The organism is Nocardia abscessus, assembly GCF_015477775.1.
GTDB classification, from domain to species: domain Bacteria; phylum Actinomycetota; class Actinomycetes; order Mycobacteriales; family Mycobacteriaceae; genus Nocardia; species Nocardia abscessus_A.
The window spans coordinates 47704-63920 of record NZ_JADLQO010000003.1; the positions used below are offsets into that span (position 1 = coordinate 47704).

Below are 16217 nucleotides of genomic sequence, written 5' to 3' on the forward strand. Positions count from 1 at the left end.
CCATTGTCGAAGGCGTTGTAACTGCATCCGGGGCAGTCGGCGGATGCGTTCGCGTCCTGCTCAGCGGTGCAAAGCAACTCGGCGCGCACGCTTTCGGAGTCTTTCCGGGCTTGCGCGTGGATTGCGAAACGGCTAGGCGCGCACGTAGGAGAGGCACACCACCATGACGGCGGATCGATTGATCGCGGGACGGTACCGGCTCACGGATCCGATCGGCACCGGCGCCATGGGTGTGGTCTGGCGGGCCACCGATGTCCGGTTGCAGCGCACCGTGGCGGTCAAACAGGTGCTGCTCGGTCCCGGGCTGTCCGGCTCGGCGGCGCTGGAGGCGAAACGACGGGCCATGCGCGAGGGCCGGATCGCGGCGCGGCTGCACCATCCGAACGCCATCACCGTGTTCGACGTGGCCGAGGAGGACGGCCAGCCCTGGTTGGTCATGGAGTACATGGATGCGCCGAGCCTGGCGACGAAACTGTCGGGCACCCGCACGCTGCCCCCGATCGAGGTCGCCCAGATCGGTGCGCAGGCGGCTGCCGCCCTGGCCGCCGCACACGACGCGGGGATCATGCACCGGGACGTGAAACCGGCGAACCTGCTGGTCGCCGACGACGGCACGGTCAAGATCACCGATTTCGGCATTTCCCGCGCGGTCGGCGACGTGACGGTCACGGCCACCGGCTTCCTCGCCGGGACGCCGGCCTATCTGTCGCCCGAGGTGGCGCGCGGCGAGGACCCGGAACCGGCTTCCGACGTCTTCGCCCTCGGTTCGACGCTGTACGCGGCGGTGCAGGGCGCCCCGCCGTTCGGCGAAGGTGACAACCCGCTCGCCCTGCTGCACGCGGTCGCGCGGGCCGAGATCCCGCCACCCGAGTCCGCGGGGTCGCTTGGTCCGGTGCTGATGTACCTGCTCGCACCGGCCGTCGCGGACCGCCCGACCATGCGGGAGGCCAAAGCGGCCCTCGAAGCCGTTGCGGCGGGCCGGAATCCAGAGCTGCCCGCGTCGGCGACCACAGTGATTCCCGCGCCCGTCCCGGCTGCCGCGGCGACGACCGTCCTCCCGAACCGAGCCACTGCCGTATCGCCGGAGCAGACGGGCGACGACGGCGTCACCGCGGTCGTGCCCTTCGCTGCGCCGGGTCCGTCCGCGCCGCAATCGGTTACGCCACCGCCGGTACCGGGGCGGGCTCGGGCGGCGGCGACTTTGCCGGGCGTTCTGAGCGCCCGGCGGCGCGGCCGACTGGCGGCCGTGGAAGTCGCCGCGGTGGTCGTAGTGCTGATCCTCGTCGGCATCGTCGCGACGCTGGCGACAGTAGACGGCGAGGGTGACGCCGCCCCGACGTCGTCGGCCGTGCCTCCGGCCGCAGTGGCGCCGGAGAATGCGCCGTCACCGGCCGACGCGTCCGGATCGGAGCCGCGCCGAGCCCCGGCCCAGGCGCCCGCGCAAGCCCCGGCGCAGGCACCCGCCTCGGCGGGGCCCGTACCGACTTCCGGACCGGTGCCGGGGCCCGCTACCACCTCCGCGGCTGCCGTGCCGCCCCCGCCCGCCCCGGGAGCCACCCCACCGGCGCAGACGACGGTCCCCGCACCGAGCACCACCGCGCCGCCGCCGAGCAGCACGCCCCAGCCCACCACGTCGACGCCTGCCCCGACCACCACGGCCCCGAGCGCCACCGCGACGACCACCCCGCCCGGCCCGCCGACGCCGGAGGGCATCGCCTCGTTCATCCAGGGCTACTACGGCATGCTGCCCGCCAACGTGTCCGGCGCCTGGGCGCAGCTGGCGCCCGGATACCAGGCACAGACCGGTTACAACTCCTACGTGAACTTCTGGGGCACGATTCGCTCGGTGAGCGTGGGTTCGGTCACGCAGAAAGGTGCGAACCGGGCAGTGGTCGCCCTGACCTATACCCTGAAGAACGGCACGACGACCTCCGAGAACCGCTGGATCGAGGTCGTCGGCGACAGTGCCAAGCTGCAGATCGCCGGATCGGGCACCTAGTCGTGTCCGCGCGGCTCGGCGCCGACTGCGTGCCGACTTCGGCGTGACTGCGCAGCTCGTCCGGCTCCCTCGGCCTTGCTCAGGCTCGGCGTGGGGCTGTGCAGGCACGTCGAGTGGTGTCGTTCGGGTGGCTGTCTCGGCCTCGCGCGGCGCGGCACGATGGACGGGACGCGGGGCGGTGCCCGGTCCATCCGGCTGCACGGGCGGGCCCGGCGGTACGGTTCGGGGGCCGACTTTGCCGGGTGGCCTGCGGATGGCCCCGAGCTGTGCTCATGACATGGACGAGATATAGGAGATGTACCGAACGTGACAGCGCGACTGGCCGGGGTGCTCTGGGACATGGACGGCACGCTGCTCGACTCGGAGAAACTCTGGGACGTCGCGGTGCGCGAGCTCGCACGTGAGCACGGACACGAGATGACCGACGAGATCCGGCACGCGCTGATCGGCGCCTCGGGCCCGAACGCCCTGCGGATCATGTTCACCGGCCTGGGTATCGAGCCGAACCCCGACTCGCTGCGGGCGGCGGGGGAGTTCCTGGAACGGCGGGTGACCGAGTTGATGACCGGCCCCATTCCTTGGCGGCCGGGCGCGAAGGACGCGCTGGCCCTGGTTCGCGCCGCGGGCCTGTCCAGCGCGCTCGTCACCAATACCAAGCGGTCGCTCACGGAGTTCGGGCTCGACACCTTGGGGCGCGACTTCTTCGATGTCTCGGTTTGCGGCGACGAGGTGGCGCAGGGCAAGCCGGAGCCGGATGTCTACTTGCGCGCCGCCGAGCTGCTCGGTCTCGATCCGGAACACTGTGTGGCGGTGGAGGACTCGCCCACCGGCGCCCGTGCGGCCCAGGCCGCGGGCTGCGCACTGGTGGTGGTCCCGTGTGAGATCCCGGTGCCGCACGTGCCGGGGCGGACGTTCCGTGATTCGCTGATCGGTCTCACCATCGAAGACCTCGAACACGCTCTGCGCGTGCGCGGTTGAGCCGCTCCGGCGGCTGCGCCACGGCGACATGCCCGGGTCCCGTGCGCCGAGAGTTACTGTGCCGCAACGGGAGTGCGCGCAGATAGTAGGTGTGACCGTGATCACCGGCAATCTCGCCGAATCCCGGGCGTGTCGGCGAGCGCTCCACCAAAATGACGCCATGGCAGCGTTGGGCGTACTCGACGAGATCGTAGATTCCGCACGGTATCCCTTGGCGGATCCGGAAGGGCCCGCGCTGCGAGAGGCGGTGCGGCGCGCCCGTGCGGAACTGGCCGACACCGGTTGCACCGTCCTGCGCGGTTTCATCCGCCCTGAGCTGACCGAGACCCTGCGAGCGCAGGGGGAGTCGATGGCCCCGCACGCGCACTACGAGGTCGAGCAGGTCAACGCCTACAACATTCCGCTGGACGCCGAACTGCCGGAGGGTCATCCCGGCCGGATCGTGCTGGAGCGGGGCAACGCCTTCGTGCCCCGCGACCGCATCCCCGTCGATGCGCTGATCCACCGCCTCTACACCGACGAACTGTTCCAGCGCTTCGTCGCCGACTGCTTCGGCCTGTCCGAACTGCACGAGTTCGCCGATCCGCTTGCCGGACTGTGCCTCAACGTCGTCGCGCCGGGTATGTCGCATCCCTGGCATTTCGACACCAACGAGTTCACCGTCTCCATGCTGACCCAGCCCGCCGAGGACGGTGGCGTCTTCGAGTACTGCCCCAACATCCGCACACCCGAGGCGGAACACCTCGACGACGTCCGCTCCGTGCTGACCGGCACCGGCGAGCGTTTCGTTCAGCGGCTCGAATTGCGTCCGGGCGACCTGCAGCTGTTCCAAGGTCGCTTCTCGTTGCACCGCGTCTCACCCGTCGGCGGTGCGCGTCAGCGCCATTCGGCCATCTTCGCCTACACCGATCGTCCCGGGATGGTCGGCACGGTGGAACGCACCCGGCAGTTGTTCGGCCGCGTGCTCCCCGACCATCTAGCCGCCGCGGCCGACGCTGTCCGGGGCGATCGACTGCTCGACTGAGCCGAACGGCTCGACTGACCGAGCTCGACCCGAGAGGACCGACAGTGCCAGTGCCGTTACACACGACCGGGAAAGCGTCTTTCGACGATATCTACGACCGCCCCGATCCGCGCGCGTACTACGCGCGCATGTCCGATCTGGACTACCGCATTCCGGAACTGGCGAAACCGTTCTTCCAGCAGCAGATTCGAGAATTCCGCGCATCCGCCCGGGTCGCCGTGCCGACCGTGCTCGACATCGGCTGCTCCTACGGCGTGAACGCCGCGCTGCTGCGTCTGGACACCACGATCGGCGACCTGGCCGAGCACTATGCCGTCACCGACATCGATCGAGCCGGTCTGATCCGGCGCGACCGAGCCCGCGTCGCGGCGCGGGCCGGAGCCGCCGACGTCCGCTTCCTCGGCATGGATGCCGCTCGCCCGGCCCTCGACTACGCGCACGAGGCCGGGCTCCTGCACGACGTGGTACACGCCGACCTGGAGTCCGGCGAACCGAACGACGACCAGCGCGCCCTGCTCGCGACCGCCGATCTGGTCGTCTCCACCGGCTGCATCGGCTACGTCACCGAGAAGACCTTGACGCGCGTGGCCACCGCGCACCCGCGCAGGCGGCCGTGGATGGCACACTTCGTATTGCGCATGTTCGACTTCGCACCGATCGAGGCGGAACTCGCCGCGCTCGGCTACCGGACCGAGCAGGCGCCGGGGTTGTACGAGCAGCGCAGGTTCGCCTCCACGGCCGAGCAGGCGCAGGTGCTGAACACCCTGTCCGCCAATGGGATCGACACCACCGGCCGGGAAGACCAGGGGTGGCTGTATGCCAACCTGTACTTGTCCAGGCCGCTGCCGAAACATCACGCCGACACCGAGGATCCGCATTGACCGAACGCACCTTCGCCGCCGACGACCACCTACCCCGGGTGCCCCTGCCGACGCTGGAGGACAGCTGTGGCCGATTCCTGCAGTGGTGCGAGCCGCTGCTGACGGCCGATGAGCTCGCCGCCACCCGGGCGGCGGTCGACGACCTGCTGCGACCCGACGGGCCGGGCCGAACGCTGCACGCGGCGCTCGCGGAGTACGACGCGACGCCCGGTGTGGGCAGCTGGCTGGACCTGTTCTGGCCGTCGCGGTACCTGGGCAGGCGGGATCGGATCGCCCTGAACGCGAATTTCTTCTTCCTGTTCCGGGACGACACGCCCCTGGCGGTCTCCACCGCCGCCACTCAGGTGGACCGAGCCGCGGGCATCATCTCCGCCGCCGTCGACTACAAGCTGGCCCTCGACCAGGAGGCCGTGCCCGCGGTGACCCAGCGCGGGCAGAAGCTGTCCATGTGGCAGAACAAGTACCTGTTCTCCGAGACCAGGATCCCCGGTGTGGAGCAGGACACCGTGCGGGTCCCCTACAGCGCGGAATGGCCGGGTCCCTCGCAGGCCAGGCACATCGTGGTGTTCTTCCGCGGCAGCACGTTCCGGATGGACGTGATCGGTCCGGACGGGGCGCCGTACTCGCCGGAGGATCTCGCCGACGGGCTGCGCGCCGTGCTGAAGGCGGGCGCCCGCCCCACCCGCACCGACTCCGCCGTCGGGCACCTCACCACCAAGGCCCGCGCGGAGTGGGCGCAGAGCAGGCAGCGGCTGCTCGCCGAGCCGGTGAACGCCGCGGCGCTGGACGCGATCGAGACCGCGCTGTTCGCCATCTGCCTCGAGGACTTCGCTCCCCGCGACGAACTGCACGCCTGCGATCAGCTGCTGCACGGTGACAGCGCGAACCGGTGGTTCGACAAGTCGGTGTCGTTCATCGTCTTCGCCGACGGACAGGCGGGCATCAACGTCGAACACTGCGGACTCGACGGCACCACCATCCTGTCGTTCGTGGACGCCCTGCTGGAGACCCCGGTGCCGGAACACGCCACGCGTTCCGGCGCGCAGGCCCAGGGGCTGCCCGCGGTCGAGCCGATCGAGTTCGTGCTGGACGCGGCGCAGCGCAGCGATATCGCCGCGGCGGGCGCCGCCTTCGCCGACTACGCCGCGGCGAACGCCACCCAGACGGTGTCGTTCCCGGACTTCGGCACCACCAAGGCCAAGCAGCTGGGCATCTCGCCGGACGCGTTCGCGCAGCTGAGCTACCAGCTGGCCCACCGGCGCAGCAAGGGGCTCACCGGCGCCACCTACGAGTCCATCGCGACCAGGCAGTACCGCAACGGTCGCACCGAGGCCATGCGGGTGGTCACCCCGGAGATGATCGCCTTCGTGGACGCGATGCAGGACCCGGACGCGGACGCGGAGGCTCAGCTCGCCGCGGCGCGGACGGCGGCGGCCGCGCACGTGGAACGGGCCAAGCAGTGCCAGGCCGGTGACGCGCCCGAGCAGCACCTGTGGGAGCTGGAGTGGATCCAGCGCCGTCGCGGTGCGGAACTGGGCGTCACCGACCCGATCCCGCTCTACGACAGCCCCGGCTGGACGATCATGCGCGACGACTACCTGAGCACCAGCTCGGCGCCGTCGGTGAACATCCGCTACTTCGGTTTCGGTTCCACCAGCTCCCGGTGCATCGGCATCGCCTACGTCCTGCTTCCGGACCGCTGGAACCTCTACCTCGCCACGCCGAAGCCGGTGGCCGACCAGATGCACGCTTTCGCCGACCACCTCCGCACGGCGGTCGCCGACCTGCAGGCATTGCTCGCCGGGAACTAGGCCGTCGCCGCCCGGTTCTTCCGCCCGGCCGGGGGTGGGGGAGCCGGGCGGTCGCCGTTTCCGGCCATCGTGGGCCGGAGCAACAGACCCGCATCCGGGTCTGAAACAATGGCTCATCGTGAAGAACTTCGAATCCCTGTTCGCCGAGCTTCAGGATCGTGCGGTCAACCGCCCCGAGGGGTCCGGAACCGTTGCCGCGCTGGACGCGGGCGTGCACACCCAGGGTAAGAAGGTGCTCGAGGAGGCGGGCGAGGTGTGGCTGGCCGCCGAACACGAGAGCGACGAGTCGCTCGCCGAGGAGATCTCCCAGCTGCTGTATTGGGTACAGGTGCTGATGGTGGGTCGCGGGCTGAAGCTCGAAGACGTGTACCGACATCTGTGACGGCCGTCCGACACCCCGTTTCTCCTCCCGAAAGGACTCCCTCCCATGCTGCGCGTCGCAGTCCCCAACAAAGGCGCCCTGTCCGAATCCGCGGTTTCGATCCTCGCCGAAGCGGGCTACCGCAAGCGCACCGATTCGCGTGACCTGACCGTGCTCGACCCGGCCAACCAGGTCGAGTTCTTCTTCCTGCGGCCCAAGGACATCGCGATCTACGTCGGTTCCGGTGAACTCGACCTGGGCATCACCGGACGTGATCTCGCGCTGGATTCCGGCGCGCCGGTCCAGGAACGCCTCGCCCTCGGTTTCGGGCGCTCCACCTTCCGCTACGCCGCCCCGGCCGGGCGGGAGTGGAAGGTCGAAGACCTCTACGACAAGCGCATCGCCACCTCCTACCCGAACCTGGTGCTGAGCGATCTGCGCCGCCGAGGCATCGAGGCCGAGGTGATCCGCCTGGACGGCGCGGTGGAGATCTCCATCCAGCTCGGCGTCGCCGACGCCATCGCCGACGTCGTCGGCTCGGGGCGCACGCTGCGTCAGCACAATCTGGTGGCGTTCGGTGAATCGCTGTGCGACTCCGAGGGCGTGCTCGTCGAACGCAAGGACGCCGACCAGGACGACCGGGCCCGCAACCAGCTCGTCGCCCGAGTCCAGGGCGTGGTTTTCGCCCAGCAGTACGTCATGCTGGACTACGACTGCCCGAAGGACCTGCTCGACGAGGCCTTCGTCATCACCCCGGGACTGGAATCGCCCACGGTGGCGCCGCTGGCCGACACCGGCTGGATGGCGGTGCGCGCATTGGTTCCGCGCAAGCAGAGCAACGAGCTGATGGACAAGCTGGCCGATCTGGGCGCGAAAGCGATCCTGGCCACCGACATTCGCTCCTGTCGCGCATTCTGAACGCCGGATCAGTCCGATCCGCCTGATCCGTTCAGGCTGAGCGCAATCGGTGTGCACTGTGACCGGGTGTTGCTACCGTGCGGCCTCTCGATGAGGAAACGCAAGGAGCACCCGTGTCACAGTCACCACCCGAGGATCAGTCGGGCAGCACATTCACCTGGAACGAGGACTGGCTGGCGGCGATCGCCGGGCTGATCCTGATCGCGCTGGTCCTGCTCGGCGTGCTTCCGGACTGGCTGGTGCCGTGATGGCCGGGACCGGCGCCGGAGCGGCGGACGAACCGAAAGCGCTGACGGACAACGAATCCGGCGCGAAGGCAGCGCCCGGCGAACTTCCGTCCTCGGAGACCGAAGCGGTGCGGGCGGCGTCCCGGCCGACCGCGGGGGCCATCGTGGCCGGTGTCGCGGTCGTCCTCGTGCTCGGCGCCCTCACCCGCTACTTCGAGACGCACGTCCCGCGGTGGGCGGCGGACACTCCGTTCAAACGGGTCGCCAAGTCGGTCGAGTACCCGGTGTACGCCATCGCTCTCGGCTTGATCGGCAACGTCGTGCTCACCAGACTGGCCGTGCGCGAACGGCTTTCGGCCGGTTTCCGCACCGAGTTCTTCATCAAGACCGGCGTGGTGCTGCTCGGCGCGTCGATCAATCTGAAGATCCTGGTCACCGCGGCGGGTCCGTCGATCCTGCAAGCGCTACTGCTGATCACGGCCGTGTTCGGCTTCACATGGTGGCTGGGCGGACGGCTCGGGCTGGACGACAAGCTGCGCGCGCTGCTGTCGTCCGCGGTGTCGATCTGCGGTGTCAGCGCGGCCATCGCCGCGGCGGGGGCGGTCCAGGCGCGGCGCGAGCAGATCGCCTACGCGGCCTCGCTGGTGATCGTTTTCGCGCTGCCCTCGATCTTCCTGCTGCCCTGGCTGGCGGAGGTGCTCGGATTGCCGGACGCGGTCGCGGGCGCATGGATCGGCGGCAATATCGACACCACAGCGGCGGTCGCGGCCGCGGGCGCGATCGCGGGGGAGCAGGCGCTGCAGATCGCTACCATCGTCAAGACCACGCAGAACGCCCTGATCGGCGTCGTCGCGATCGCGCTGACCGCGTACTTCACGCTGCGCGTCGAGCGGACGCCGGGGGCGGCGCGGCCGTCGGCGCGCCAGTTCTGGGAGCGGTTTCCGAAGTTCGTACTCGGCTTCGTCGCCGCGTCGGTCATCGGCACGCTGTACCTGCAGGCGGTGGACAAGAAGTCGGGCGCGGCACACATCGCGATCGTCAACGATCTGCGCACCTGGTTCCTGATCTTCGCCTTCGTCTCCATCGGCCTGGAGTTCTCGCTGCGCGGACTACGCGACGCGGGGTGGCGACCGGTGGTGGTGTTCGGATCCGCGGCGGTCGTGAATCTCGTTGTGGGCCTGGGACTTTCGGTGTTGCTGTTCCACGACTTCACCATCTGAGTGGCCGGCTCGTGCTGACCCGGCGCGCGGCGGGGCGCAGCGGGTGATGCGGCCCGCCCGGTCCGCATCGGGATCGCGGGTGCCGGACGGACCGGGAGCTACACCATCGACGCATTGATGAAATCCGACGCCGAGGTGGGCGTCGACCGTCCGGCCCAGCCGGTCCGCCGCCCGGTTGCTCGTCTATTCGGACACCGCTTCGGCCAAGGTCTCGTCCGGGGACTCGGTCACGCCGCCGGTGGGCCAGCCGGGATAGGGCGGCGGTGTGCCGCCGAACGCCGGGCACAGCGGCTTGTAGTCGCAGTACGAGCACAGCCGGCTCGTGTTCGGCTGGAACTCTCCGGTGCGGCCGGCCTCCAGGATGGCCGTCCACAGGGCCGAGAGCGTGCGCTCGAAACGCAGTAGCTCCTGCTCGTCGGGGGCATAGGTGAGGATCTGCTCGTCGGCCAAGTAGAGCAGCCGTAGCTGGGCGGGTACGAGGCCGCGGGTGCGCAGCACCACCAGGGCGTAGAACTTCAGCTGGAACAGCGCCTTGTTCTCCTGCGTCGGCCCCGGCGCGCGGCCGGTCTTGTAGTCGACGACCCGTAAGGCCCCGGTCGGCGCGACGTCGATCCGGTCGACGAAGCCGCGCAGCAGCGCGCCGTCGGCGAGTTCGACCTCCACCCGCGCCTCGCGCGACTCCGGATCGAACCGGGTGGGATCCTCCAGCCGGTAGTAGCGGCGCACCAGCGCGCGCACCTCGCCGAGAAACCCGTCGAGCAGCTCCTCGGTGATCAGCTCCGCGACCTCCGGCCGCTCGGCCTGCACCCGCGCCCACGCCGACGGCACCAGCGCCTCGGCGTGCTCGGGCACCCGCTCCGCCGCGGGCAGCCCGTAGAGGTCCTCCAGCACCGCGTGCACCACCGTGCCGCGCACCGCGTGCACCGAGGGCCGCTCGGGTATCCGATCGATCGCCCGGAACCGGTATTTCAGTGGACATTGCTTGAAATCCGTTGCCCGGGAAGGCGACAGCGCGGGCCGGGCGCGGCTCGCCGTCGCGTCGGGCTCGGACGTCCGCGCGTCGTCGGCAGGGGGCGTGGACACGGGCGAGCACATACCTGGCAGGCTATCCCGCGGCACCGACACGCCGGTGCCCGACAGCACGGATTCCAACCAGCGGAACGGAGATTCATGACGGCCAGACGGACCGGGCCATTCACCATCGGTGACCGGGTGCAGCTGACCGATGCCAAGGGGCGTCTGTACACGGTGGTCCTGGAGCCGGGTAAGGAGTTCCACACCCATCGCGGCGGGATCAAGCACGACAACCTGATCGGCGCGAACGAGGGCAGTGTGGTGCACTCCACCAACGGCACGCCGTATCTCGCGTTGCGTCCGCTGCTGGTCGACTACGTGCTGTCCATGCCGCGCGGCGCGGCGGTGATCTACCCGAAGGACGCCGCGCAGATCGTGCACGAGGGCGACATGTTCCCCGGCGCGCGCGTGCTCGAGGCGGGCGCGGGGTCCGGCGCTCTCACCTGCTCGCTGCTGCGGGCGGTGGGGCCGCAGGGGCAGGTGGTGTCCTACGAGATCCGCGCCGATCACGCCGAGCACGCGGTCCGCAACGTGGAGACGTTCTTCGGTGAACGACCGGCCAACTGGTCGCTGACCGTCGGCGACGTGGCCGACTACACCGGAGAGCCGGTCGACCGCGCGGTGCTGGACATGCTCGCGCCGTGGGACGCGCTACCCGCGGTGTCCGAAGCGCTCGTGCCGGGCGGCGTGCTGATCATTTATGTGGCCACCGTCACACAGCTGTCGAAGGTGGTCGAGGCGCTGCGCGAGCAGGAGTGCTGGACCGAGCCGCGCTCCTGGGAGTCGCTGGTGCGCCCGTGGCACGTAGTCGGCCTGGCCGTGCGGCCCGAGCATCGGATGCAGGGCCACACCGCCTTCCTGGTCAGCGCCCGCAGGCTCGCCGAGGGCACCGTCACGCCCAAGCCGCAGCGCAGGCCATCGAAAGGCTGAGCTCGGCCCGGGCGTGCAGCGCGGGACGCGCCGGATCAGGCCGGGACGCAGGGCGCCTGCGCGAAGCCGAGCAGCAGGCAGCCGCTCGCGTCCGACAGCTTCCAGGTGCCGTCCACGTTTTCCCAGCTCAGCGGCACCGCCGGGCTGGCGCCGTGCGGGGAGGCGATGGTCACCTGCGCGTTCGCGGTGGTGCCCTGGGTGGTGATGTCGGCGACCGTGAAGGTGAGCGCGTAGCCCTGCAGGCCCTTGTTCATCTGGTCGATGTTGGCGGTGCGCTGCTCACCGTTGACGATCAGCTTGGACTTCTCCGGGGTGGGTACATTCGGATCGGCGAGCTTCACCAGCACCGCCTGCAACGTCTCTGCGGTCGGTGCCCCGGTCGCATGGTCGCCGTGGCTGTGGGTACCCGATGCCGCGGCGCTGGCGGTGGCCGAGGTCGCCGCGTTGGTGGTCGCGCTGGTGGTGGAGTCGTCGTCGGAGCCGCATGCCGCCAATGCGCCGGACAGGGCCAGCGCCGCCGCGGCGGTGGCAAGGGAGACGCGCAGGGTTCTGGCGGGAAGGAGCATGGTTCGGCAACCTTTCGGCTCGGGCGGCGAGCGGGCTCGCCAGGGTCGGGTTAGGGCAGGCTAACATGGATGTCCGGCCGCCGATCGCGGCCCAGATGTGATCACCAAGAAACCATGTCGGAAAGCGAGAACGGGTCGCGCCCGGTAGCGTTGATAGACCGGGACTGGGAGGAGCAGCACATGAGCCCCATCGAGAATTCGGATTCGGCGGCCTGGAGAGAGCTCGAGGCGGTACGCGCCGAGGCGGCTGCACTCCGAAGGCAACTCGCCGACTCGCCAGATCGCACACGGGAATTGGAAGCCCGCATCGATTCGCTGACCATTCGCAACACGAAGCTGATGGACACCCTCAAGGAAGCGCGCCAGCAGCTGGTCGCGCTGCGCGAGGAGGTCGATCGGCTGGGTCAGCCGCCGAGCGGATACGGCATCCTGATCGGTGTGTACGACGATCAGACGGTCGACGTGTTCACTTCGGGTCGCAAGATGCGGTTGACGTGTTCACCGAACATCGAGACCTCGACGCTCGAGTACGGTCAGACCGTCCGCCTCAACGAGGCGCTCACGGTCGTCGAGGCCGGGCTCTACGACGCGGTCGGCGAGATCGGCACCCTCCGGGAGATCCTCGACGACGGACGTCGCGCCCTGGTCGTCGGCCATGCCGACGAGGAGCGTGTGGTCTGGCTGGCCGGTCCGCTGGCCAAGGTCGCCGAAATGGACGACCTGGACGATCCCGACTCCCCCATCCGCAAGCTGCGGCCGGGCGACTCGCTCCTGGTGGACACGAAGGCCGGTTTCGCCTTCGAGCGCATCCCCAAGGCCGAGGTCGAGGACCTCGTGCTGGAAGAGGTGCCCGACGTGGACTACGGCGACATCGGCGGTCTCGGCAGGCAGATCGAGCAGATCCGCGACGCGGTGGAGCTGCCGTTCCTGCACAAGGATCTCTTCCGCGAGTACGCGCTGCGTCCGCCGAAGGGTGTGCTGCTCTACGGTCCGCCCGGCTGCGGTAAGACGCTCATCGCCAAAGCGGTGGCCAACTCCCTGGCCAAGAAGATCGCCGAGGCGCGCGGTGAGGATGCCAAGGAAGCCAAGTCGTACTTCCTGAACATCAAGGGCCCCGAGCTGCTGAACAAGTTCGTGGGCGAGACCGAGCGCCACATCCGGATCATCTTCCAGCGGGCCCGCGAGAAGGCGTCCGAGGGCACGCCGGTGATCGTGTTCTTCGACGAGATGGACTCGATCTTCCGCACCCGAGGCTCGGGTGTCTCCTCGGACGTGGAGACCACGGTGGTGCCGCAGCTGCTGTCGGAGATCGATGGTGTCGAGGGCTTGGAGAACGTCATCGTGATCGGCGCCTCCAACCGTGAGGACATGATCGATCCCGCGATCCTGCGGCCGGGCCGGCTGGACGTGAAGATCAAGATCGAGCGTCCGGACGCTGAGTCGGCGCAGGACATCTTCTCGAAGTACCTCACCGAGCACCTGCCGCTGCACGACGACGATCTGGCGGAGTTCGGCGGCGACAAGAACCTGTGCATCAACGCCATGATCGAGCGGGTCGTCGACCGGATGTACGCCGAGAGCGAGGACAACCGCTTCCTGGAGGTCACCTACGCCAACGGTGACAAAGAGGTCCTGTACTTCAAGGACTTCAACTCCGGCGCCATGATCCAGAACATCGTGGACCGCTCCAAGAAGTACGCGATCAAGGCAGTGCTCGACACCGGCAACCCGGGCCTGCGCATCCAGCATCTCTACGATTCGATCGTGGACGAGTTCTCCGAGAACGAGGACCTGCCCAACACCACGAATCCGGACGACTGGGCACGCATCTCGGGTAAGAAGGGCGAGCGGATCGTCTACATCCGCACGCTGGTCACCGGCAAGAACGCCAGCGCCAGCCGTGCCATCGACACCGAGTCGAACACCGGTCAGTACCTGTAAGGTCCCGCCGGAACACGAGGGCCGCGTCTCCACCGAGACGCGGCCCTTCGTCGTTCGGAGGCAGACGCGGCGGCGCCGCTCGCGCACTACTATGCCGACCACTCTGTCCGCTCGTGCTAAAATTTGGCCATGCGGCCAGAAAATGAGACAGCCGGTCAGCGAAGGTCGTTCATCGAGGAGGCGCGGCGGCGGCAGATCATCGCCGCGGCGGTGGAGGTGATCTCCGAAGGCGGGTATGCCAGTGCCTCGCTGGCGCGGATCGCCGAGCACGCCGGGATCTCGAAGGGGGTCATCTCCTACCACTTCGACGGCAAGGACGACCTGATGACGCAGCTGGTGGTCCAGCTGTACGTCTCCGCCGCGGAGTACATCGCGCCGCGGGTCGCGGCCGCGGTCGGCGCGCGCGAGCGCCTGCTGGCCTACCTCGAATCGAATCTGGGCTTCATCGAAGCGAACACCACCTACGTGGCCGCGCTGGTCGAGGTGGTGACGAATTTGCGTGACGCGCAGGGCAACCCGAAGTTCGCCTCGGCCGACGGAGAGCGCGACATCATCGCGCCGCTGGTCGACATCATGACCGACGGGCAGCGCACGGGGGAGTTCGCCGATTTCGACGCGCTGCTGATGGCCAAGTCGATCCGTGATGCCATCGACGGCGCCGCCGGGCGCGCGGTACGGGAACCGGGCTTCGCGATGGACGCCTATTCGGCGCATCTGTGCGCGTTGTTCGACACGGCGACCCGTGAAGCGGGCAAGGATGACTGAAGTGCTGGATGGCCGAGGGCAGCGGACGAATTCGGTACAACCGCTGCCGCCGTTCGCCCTCGGCGGTGTCGGCGCGGTGGCGGCGCTCGCCGCGCTGGCGCTGCTGGCCTCGATCGGGCGGTACGGATTCTTCGGCGACGAGCTGTATTTCATCGCCGCCGGGCGCAGGCCGGCGGTCGGCTACGCCGATCAGGGGCCGTTGCTGCCGCTGATCGCACGGACGATGGATCTGCTCGCCCCGGATTCGCTGGTGGCGCTGCGCCTTCCGGCGGTGCTGGTCACCGTGGCCGCCGTGGTGGTGGCCGCGCAGATCGCCAGGGAGTTCGGCGGCGGCCGCACGGCGCAGGCGCTGACCGCGGCCGCCTACGCCACCTCGCCGTTCCTGCTGGTGCAGGGCGGTCAGCTGGCCACCAACACGATCGACACGACGCTGTGGGTGGTGGTGAGCTGGCTGCTGGTCCGCTGGGTGCGCACCCGCCGCGACGGCCTGCTGTTGGCCTCCGGGCTGGTCACCGCGCTGGATATGCAGGTCAAGTGGTTGATTCCGTTCTTCTGGATCGCGATCGCGCTCGGGGTGGCGGTCTACGGGCCGCGTGAGTTGCTGCGCCGCCCGGCCCTGTGGTGGGGTGGCGCGATCGCCGCGCTCACCACCGCGCCGAGCCTGGTGTGGCAGGCGGCGCACGGTTGGCCGCAGCTGCGTCTGGGCGGTGTGGTCGCCGCCGAGCAGGCCACGATCGGCGGTCGCGCTGTGTGGTTGCCGCTGGCACTGGCCTCCGCCGGTTTGATCGGCGGCATGTTGCTGGTCTACGGGGTATGGACGTTGTTCCGGGCGCAGGACTGGCGGCCCTACCGGTTTCTCGGCCTGCTGCCGCTGGTGCTGATCGTGGTCTTCCTGGCGACCAACGGACGGCCGTACTACGCGGCGGGCTGCTACGGCGTGCTGATCGCGGTGGGGGCGGTGCGCTGGACGCAGAACCGGCGGCGCTCGCGCGTGATCCTCACCGTCCCGGTACTCGCGATGTCCGCCGCGCTGCTGGTGTTCTCACTGCCCCTACGTCCTGAGGCGGACATCGAGCCGGTGGAGACCCAGGCCCAGGCGGGACTGGAGATCGCGGTCTACGGGCGATTCGGCTGGTCGGAACTCTCCGCGGGCACGGCGGCCGCCTACCGGGCGCTACCGGAGCCGGAGCGGGCCTCGGCCGTGCTGATCGCCGATTCCTACTGGCAGGCAAGCGCTCTGGACATCGACCGCGCGGCGTACGGCTTGCCCGCCGTGTACAGCCCGAATCGCGGCTTCGGTTACTTCGGCACACCGCCCGACACGGCCACAACCGTGCTGTGGGTGGGCGGTACCGAGGCCGACGTGCGCGCACGCTGCGCCGAGGTGACCGCGATCGGGCACGTCGACGCCCGGCTCGGATTCCCCGGTGTCACCCGCGGCGTCACCGTCTGGCGGTGCGCGCAACCGCGTGCGCCCTGGTCGCAAGCCTGGCCGGGCATGCTGCGGCTGAACTGATCCCTC

15 protein-coding genes are annotated in these 16217 nt (G+C 69.4%); 13 read left to right on the forward strand and 2 right to left on the reverse strand.

The genetic code is table 11. The features are described from left to right. Window positions 1-163: 163 nt before the first annotated feature. From IU450_RS10880 to IU450_RS10915, 9 genes are all read left to right on the forward strand, one after another. A complete protein-coding gene (locus tag IU450_RS10880; protein WP_195149669.1) occupies window positions 164-1999 on the forward strand; it encodes a serine/threonine-protein kinase in 1836 nt (611 codons plus the stop codon). A 306-nt stretch (window positions 2000-2305) separates the two neighbouring features. Continuing rightward, window positions 2306-2977 (forward strand): HAD family phosphatase, encoded by a 672-nt coding sequence (locus IU450_RS10885; RefSeq protein ID WP_324197621.1) that lies wholly within the window; start codon window positions 2306-2308, stop codon window positions 2975-2977. Between the two features lie 160 nt (window positions 2978-3137). Next, complete coding sequence (locus IU450_RS10890) at window positions 3138-4001, forward strand: arpA protein (RefSeq protein WP_195149670.1); 864 nt, start codon at window positions 3138-3140, stop codon at window positions 3999-4001. A gap of 44 nt (window positions 4002-4045) precedes the next feature. Then, window positions 4046-4882, forward strand: coding sequence for a class I SAM-dependent methyltransferase (locus tag IU450_RS10895; RefSeq protein WP_195149671.1), 837 nt, complete (start codon window positions 4046-4048; stop codon window positions 4880-4882). Beyond that, a complete protein-coding gene (locus tag IU450_RS10900) occupies window positions 4879-6693 on the forward strand; it encodes a choline/carnitine O-acyltransferase (protein WP_195149672.1) in 1815 nt (604 codons plus the stop codon). The genes IU450_RS10895 and IU450_RS10900 overlap by 4 nt, the downstream gene beginning before the upstream one ends. Window positions 6694-6811: 118 nt before the next feature. Then, window positions 6812-7075 carry a phosphoribosyl-ATP diphosphatase gene (locus tag IU450_RS10905; RefSeq protein WP_039798430.1) on the forward strand — a complete coding sequence of 88 codons (264 nt, stop codon included), beginning with the start codon at window positions 6812-6814 and terminating at the stop codon, window positions 7073-7075. 45 nt (window positions 7076-7120) lie between these two features. Continuing rightward, window positions 7121-7972 carry an ATP phosphoribosyltransferase gene (gene hisG / locus IU450_RS10910; RefSeq protein WP_195149673.1) on the forward strand — a complete coding sequence of 284 codons (852 nt, stop codon included), beginning with the start codon at window positions 7121-7123 and terminating at the stop codon, window positions 7970-7972. Between the two features lie 113 nt (window positions 7973-8085). Then, complete coding sequence (locus IU450_RS40545; protein ID WP_267470538.1) at window positions 8086-8220, forward strand: hypothetical protein; 135 nt, start codon at window positions 8086-8088, stop codon at window positions 8218-8220. Beyond that, on the forward strand, window positions 8220-9419 hold the full coding sequence (locus tag IU450_RS10915) for a YeiH family protein (RefSeq protein ID WP_228834422.1): 1200 nt from the start codon (window positions 8220-8222) through the stop codon (window positions 9417-9419). Before IU450_RS40545 ends, IU450_RS10915 begins: the two co-directional genes overlap by 1 nt. Window positions 9420-9602: 183 nt before the next feature. Here IU450_RS10915 and IU450_RS10920 read toward each other — a convergent pair whose 3' ends face one another. After that, a complete protein-coding gene (locus IU450_RS10920; protein ID WP_195149674.1) occupies window positions 9603-10514 on the reverse strand; it encodes a RecB family exonuclease in 912 nt (303 codons plus the stop codon). A 75-nt stretch (window positions 10515-10589) separates the two neighbouring features. Here IU450_RS10920 and IU450_RS10925 point away from each other — a divergent pair, with 75 nt between their 5' ends. Further along, window positions 10590-11423 (forward strand): tRNA (adenine-N1)-methyltransferase, encoded by an 834-nt coding sequence (locus IU450_RS10925; RefSeq protein ID WP_195149675.1) that lies wholly within the window; start codon window positions 10590-10592, stop codon window positions 11421-11423. A gap of 35 nt (window positions 11424-11458) precedes the next feature. On the opposite strand, the gene IU450_RS10930 is transcribed toward IU450_RS10925, so the two are convergent. Beyond that, the gene (locus tag IU450_RS10930; RefSeq protein WP_195149676.1) at window positions 11459-11989 is read right to left on the reverse strand and encodes a hypothetical protein; all 531 of its coding nucleotides are present in this window, start codon (window positions 11987-11989) and stop codon (window positions 11459-11461) included. A 180-nt stretch (window positions 11990-12169) separates the two neighbouring features. Here IU450_RS10930 and arc point away from each other — a divergent pair, with 180 nt between their 5' ends. From arc to IU450_RS10945, 3 genes are all read left to right on the forward strand, one after another. Further along, window positions 12170-13930 (forward strand): proteasome ATPase, encoded by a 1761-nt coding sequence (gene arc / locus IU450_RS10935; protein WP_195149677.1) that lies wholly within the window; start codon window positions 12170-12172, stop codon window positions 13928-13930. A 129-nt stretch (window positions 13931-14059) separates the two neighbouring features. Beyond that, entirely contained in the window at window positions 14060-14695 is a 636-nt protein-coding gene (locus IU450_RS10940; protein WP_195149678.1) for a TetR/AcrR family transcriptional regulator, read from the forward strand. After that, the gene (locus IU450_RS10945) at window positions 14688-16211 is read left to right on the forward strand and encodes a glycosyltransferase family 39 protein (protein WP_195149679.1); all 1524 of its coding nucleotides are present in this window, start codon (window positions 14688-14690) and stop codon (window positions 16209-16211) included. The genes IU450_RS10940 and IU450_RS10945 overlap by 8 nt, the downstream gene beginning before the upstream one ends. Window positions 16212-16217 lie beyond the last annotated feature (6 nt).

Bases quoted from the DNA above. Each gene is read 5' to 3' on its own strand.
- IU450_RS10925 (WP_195149675.1), top strand. From the start codon at position 10,590: ATGACGGCCAGACGGACCGGGCCATTCACCATCGGTGACCGGGTGCAG.
- IU450_RS10890 (WP_195149670.1), top strand. From the start codon at position 3,138: ATGGCAGCGTTGGGCGTACTCGACGAGATCGTAGATTCCGCACGGTAT.
- IU450_RS10915 (WP_228834422.1), top strand. From the start codon at position 8,220: ATGGCCGGGACCGGCGCCGGAGCGGCGGACGAACCGAAAGCGCTGACG.
- IU450_RS10880 (WP_195149669.1), top strand. From the start codon at position 164: ATGACGGCGGATCGATTGATCGCGGGACGGTACCGGCTCACGGATCCG.
- IU450_RS10940 (WP_195149678.1), top strand. From the start codon at position 14,060: ATGCGGCCAGAAAATGAGACAGCCGGTCAGCGAAGGTCGTTCATCGAG.
- IU450_RS10930 (WP_195149676.1), bottom strand. From the start codon at position 11,989: ATGCTCCTTCCCGCCAGAACCCTGCGCGTCTCCCTTGCCACCGCCGCG.
- IU450_RS10945 (WP_195149679.1), top strand. From the start codon at position 14,688: ATGACTGAAGTGCTGGATGGCCGAGGGCAGCGGACGAATTCGGTACAA.
- arc (WP_195149677.1), top strand. From the start codon at position 12,170: ATGAGCCCCATCGAGAATTCGGATTCGGCGGCCTGGAGAGAGCTCGAG.
- hisG (WP_195149673.1), top strand. From the start codon at position 7,121: ATGCTGCGCGTCGCAGTCCCCAACAAAGGCGCCCTGTCCGAATCCGCG.
- IU450_RS10920 (WP_195149674.1), bottom strand. From the start codon at position 10,514: ATGTGCTCGCCCGTGTCCACGCCCCCTGCCGACGACGCGCGGACGTCC.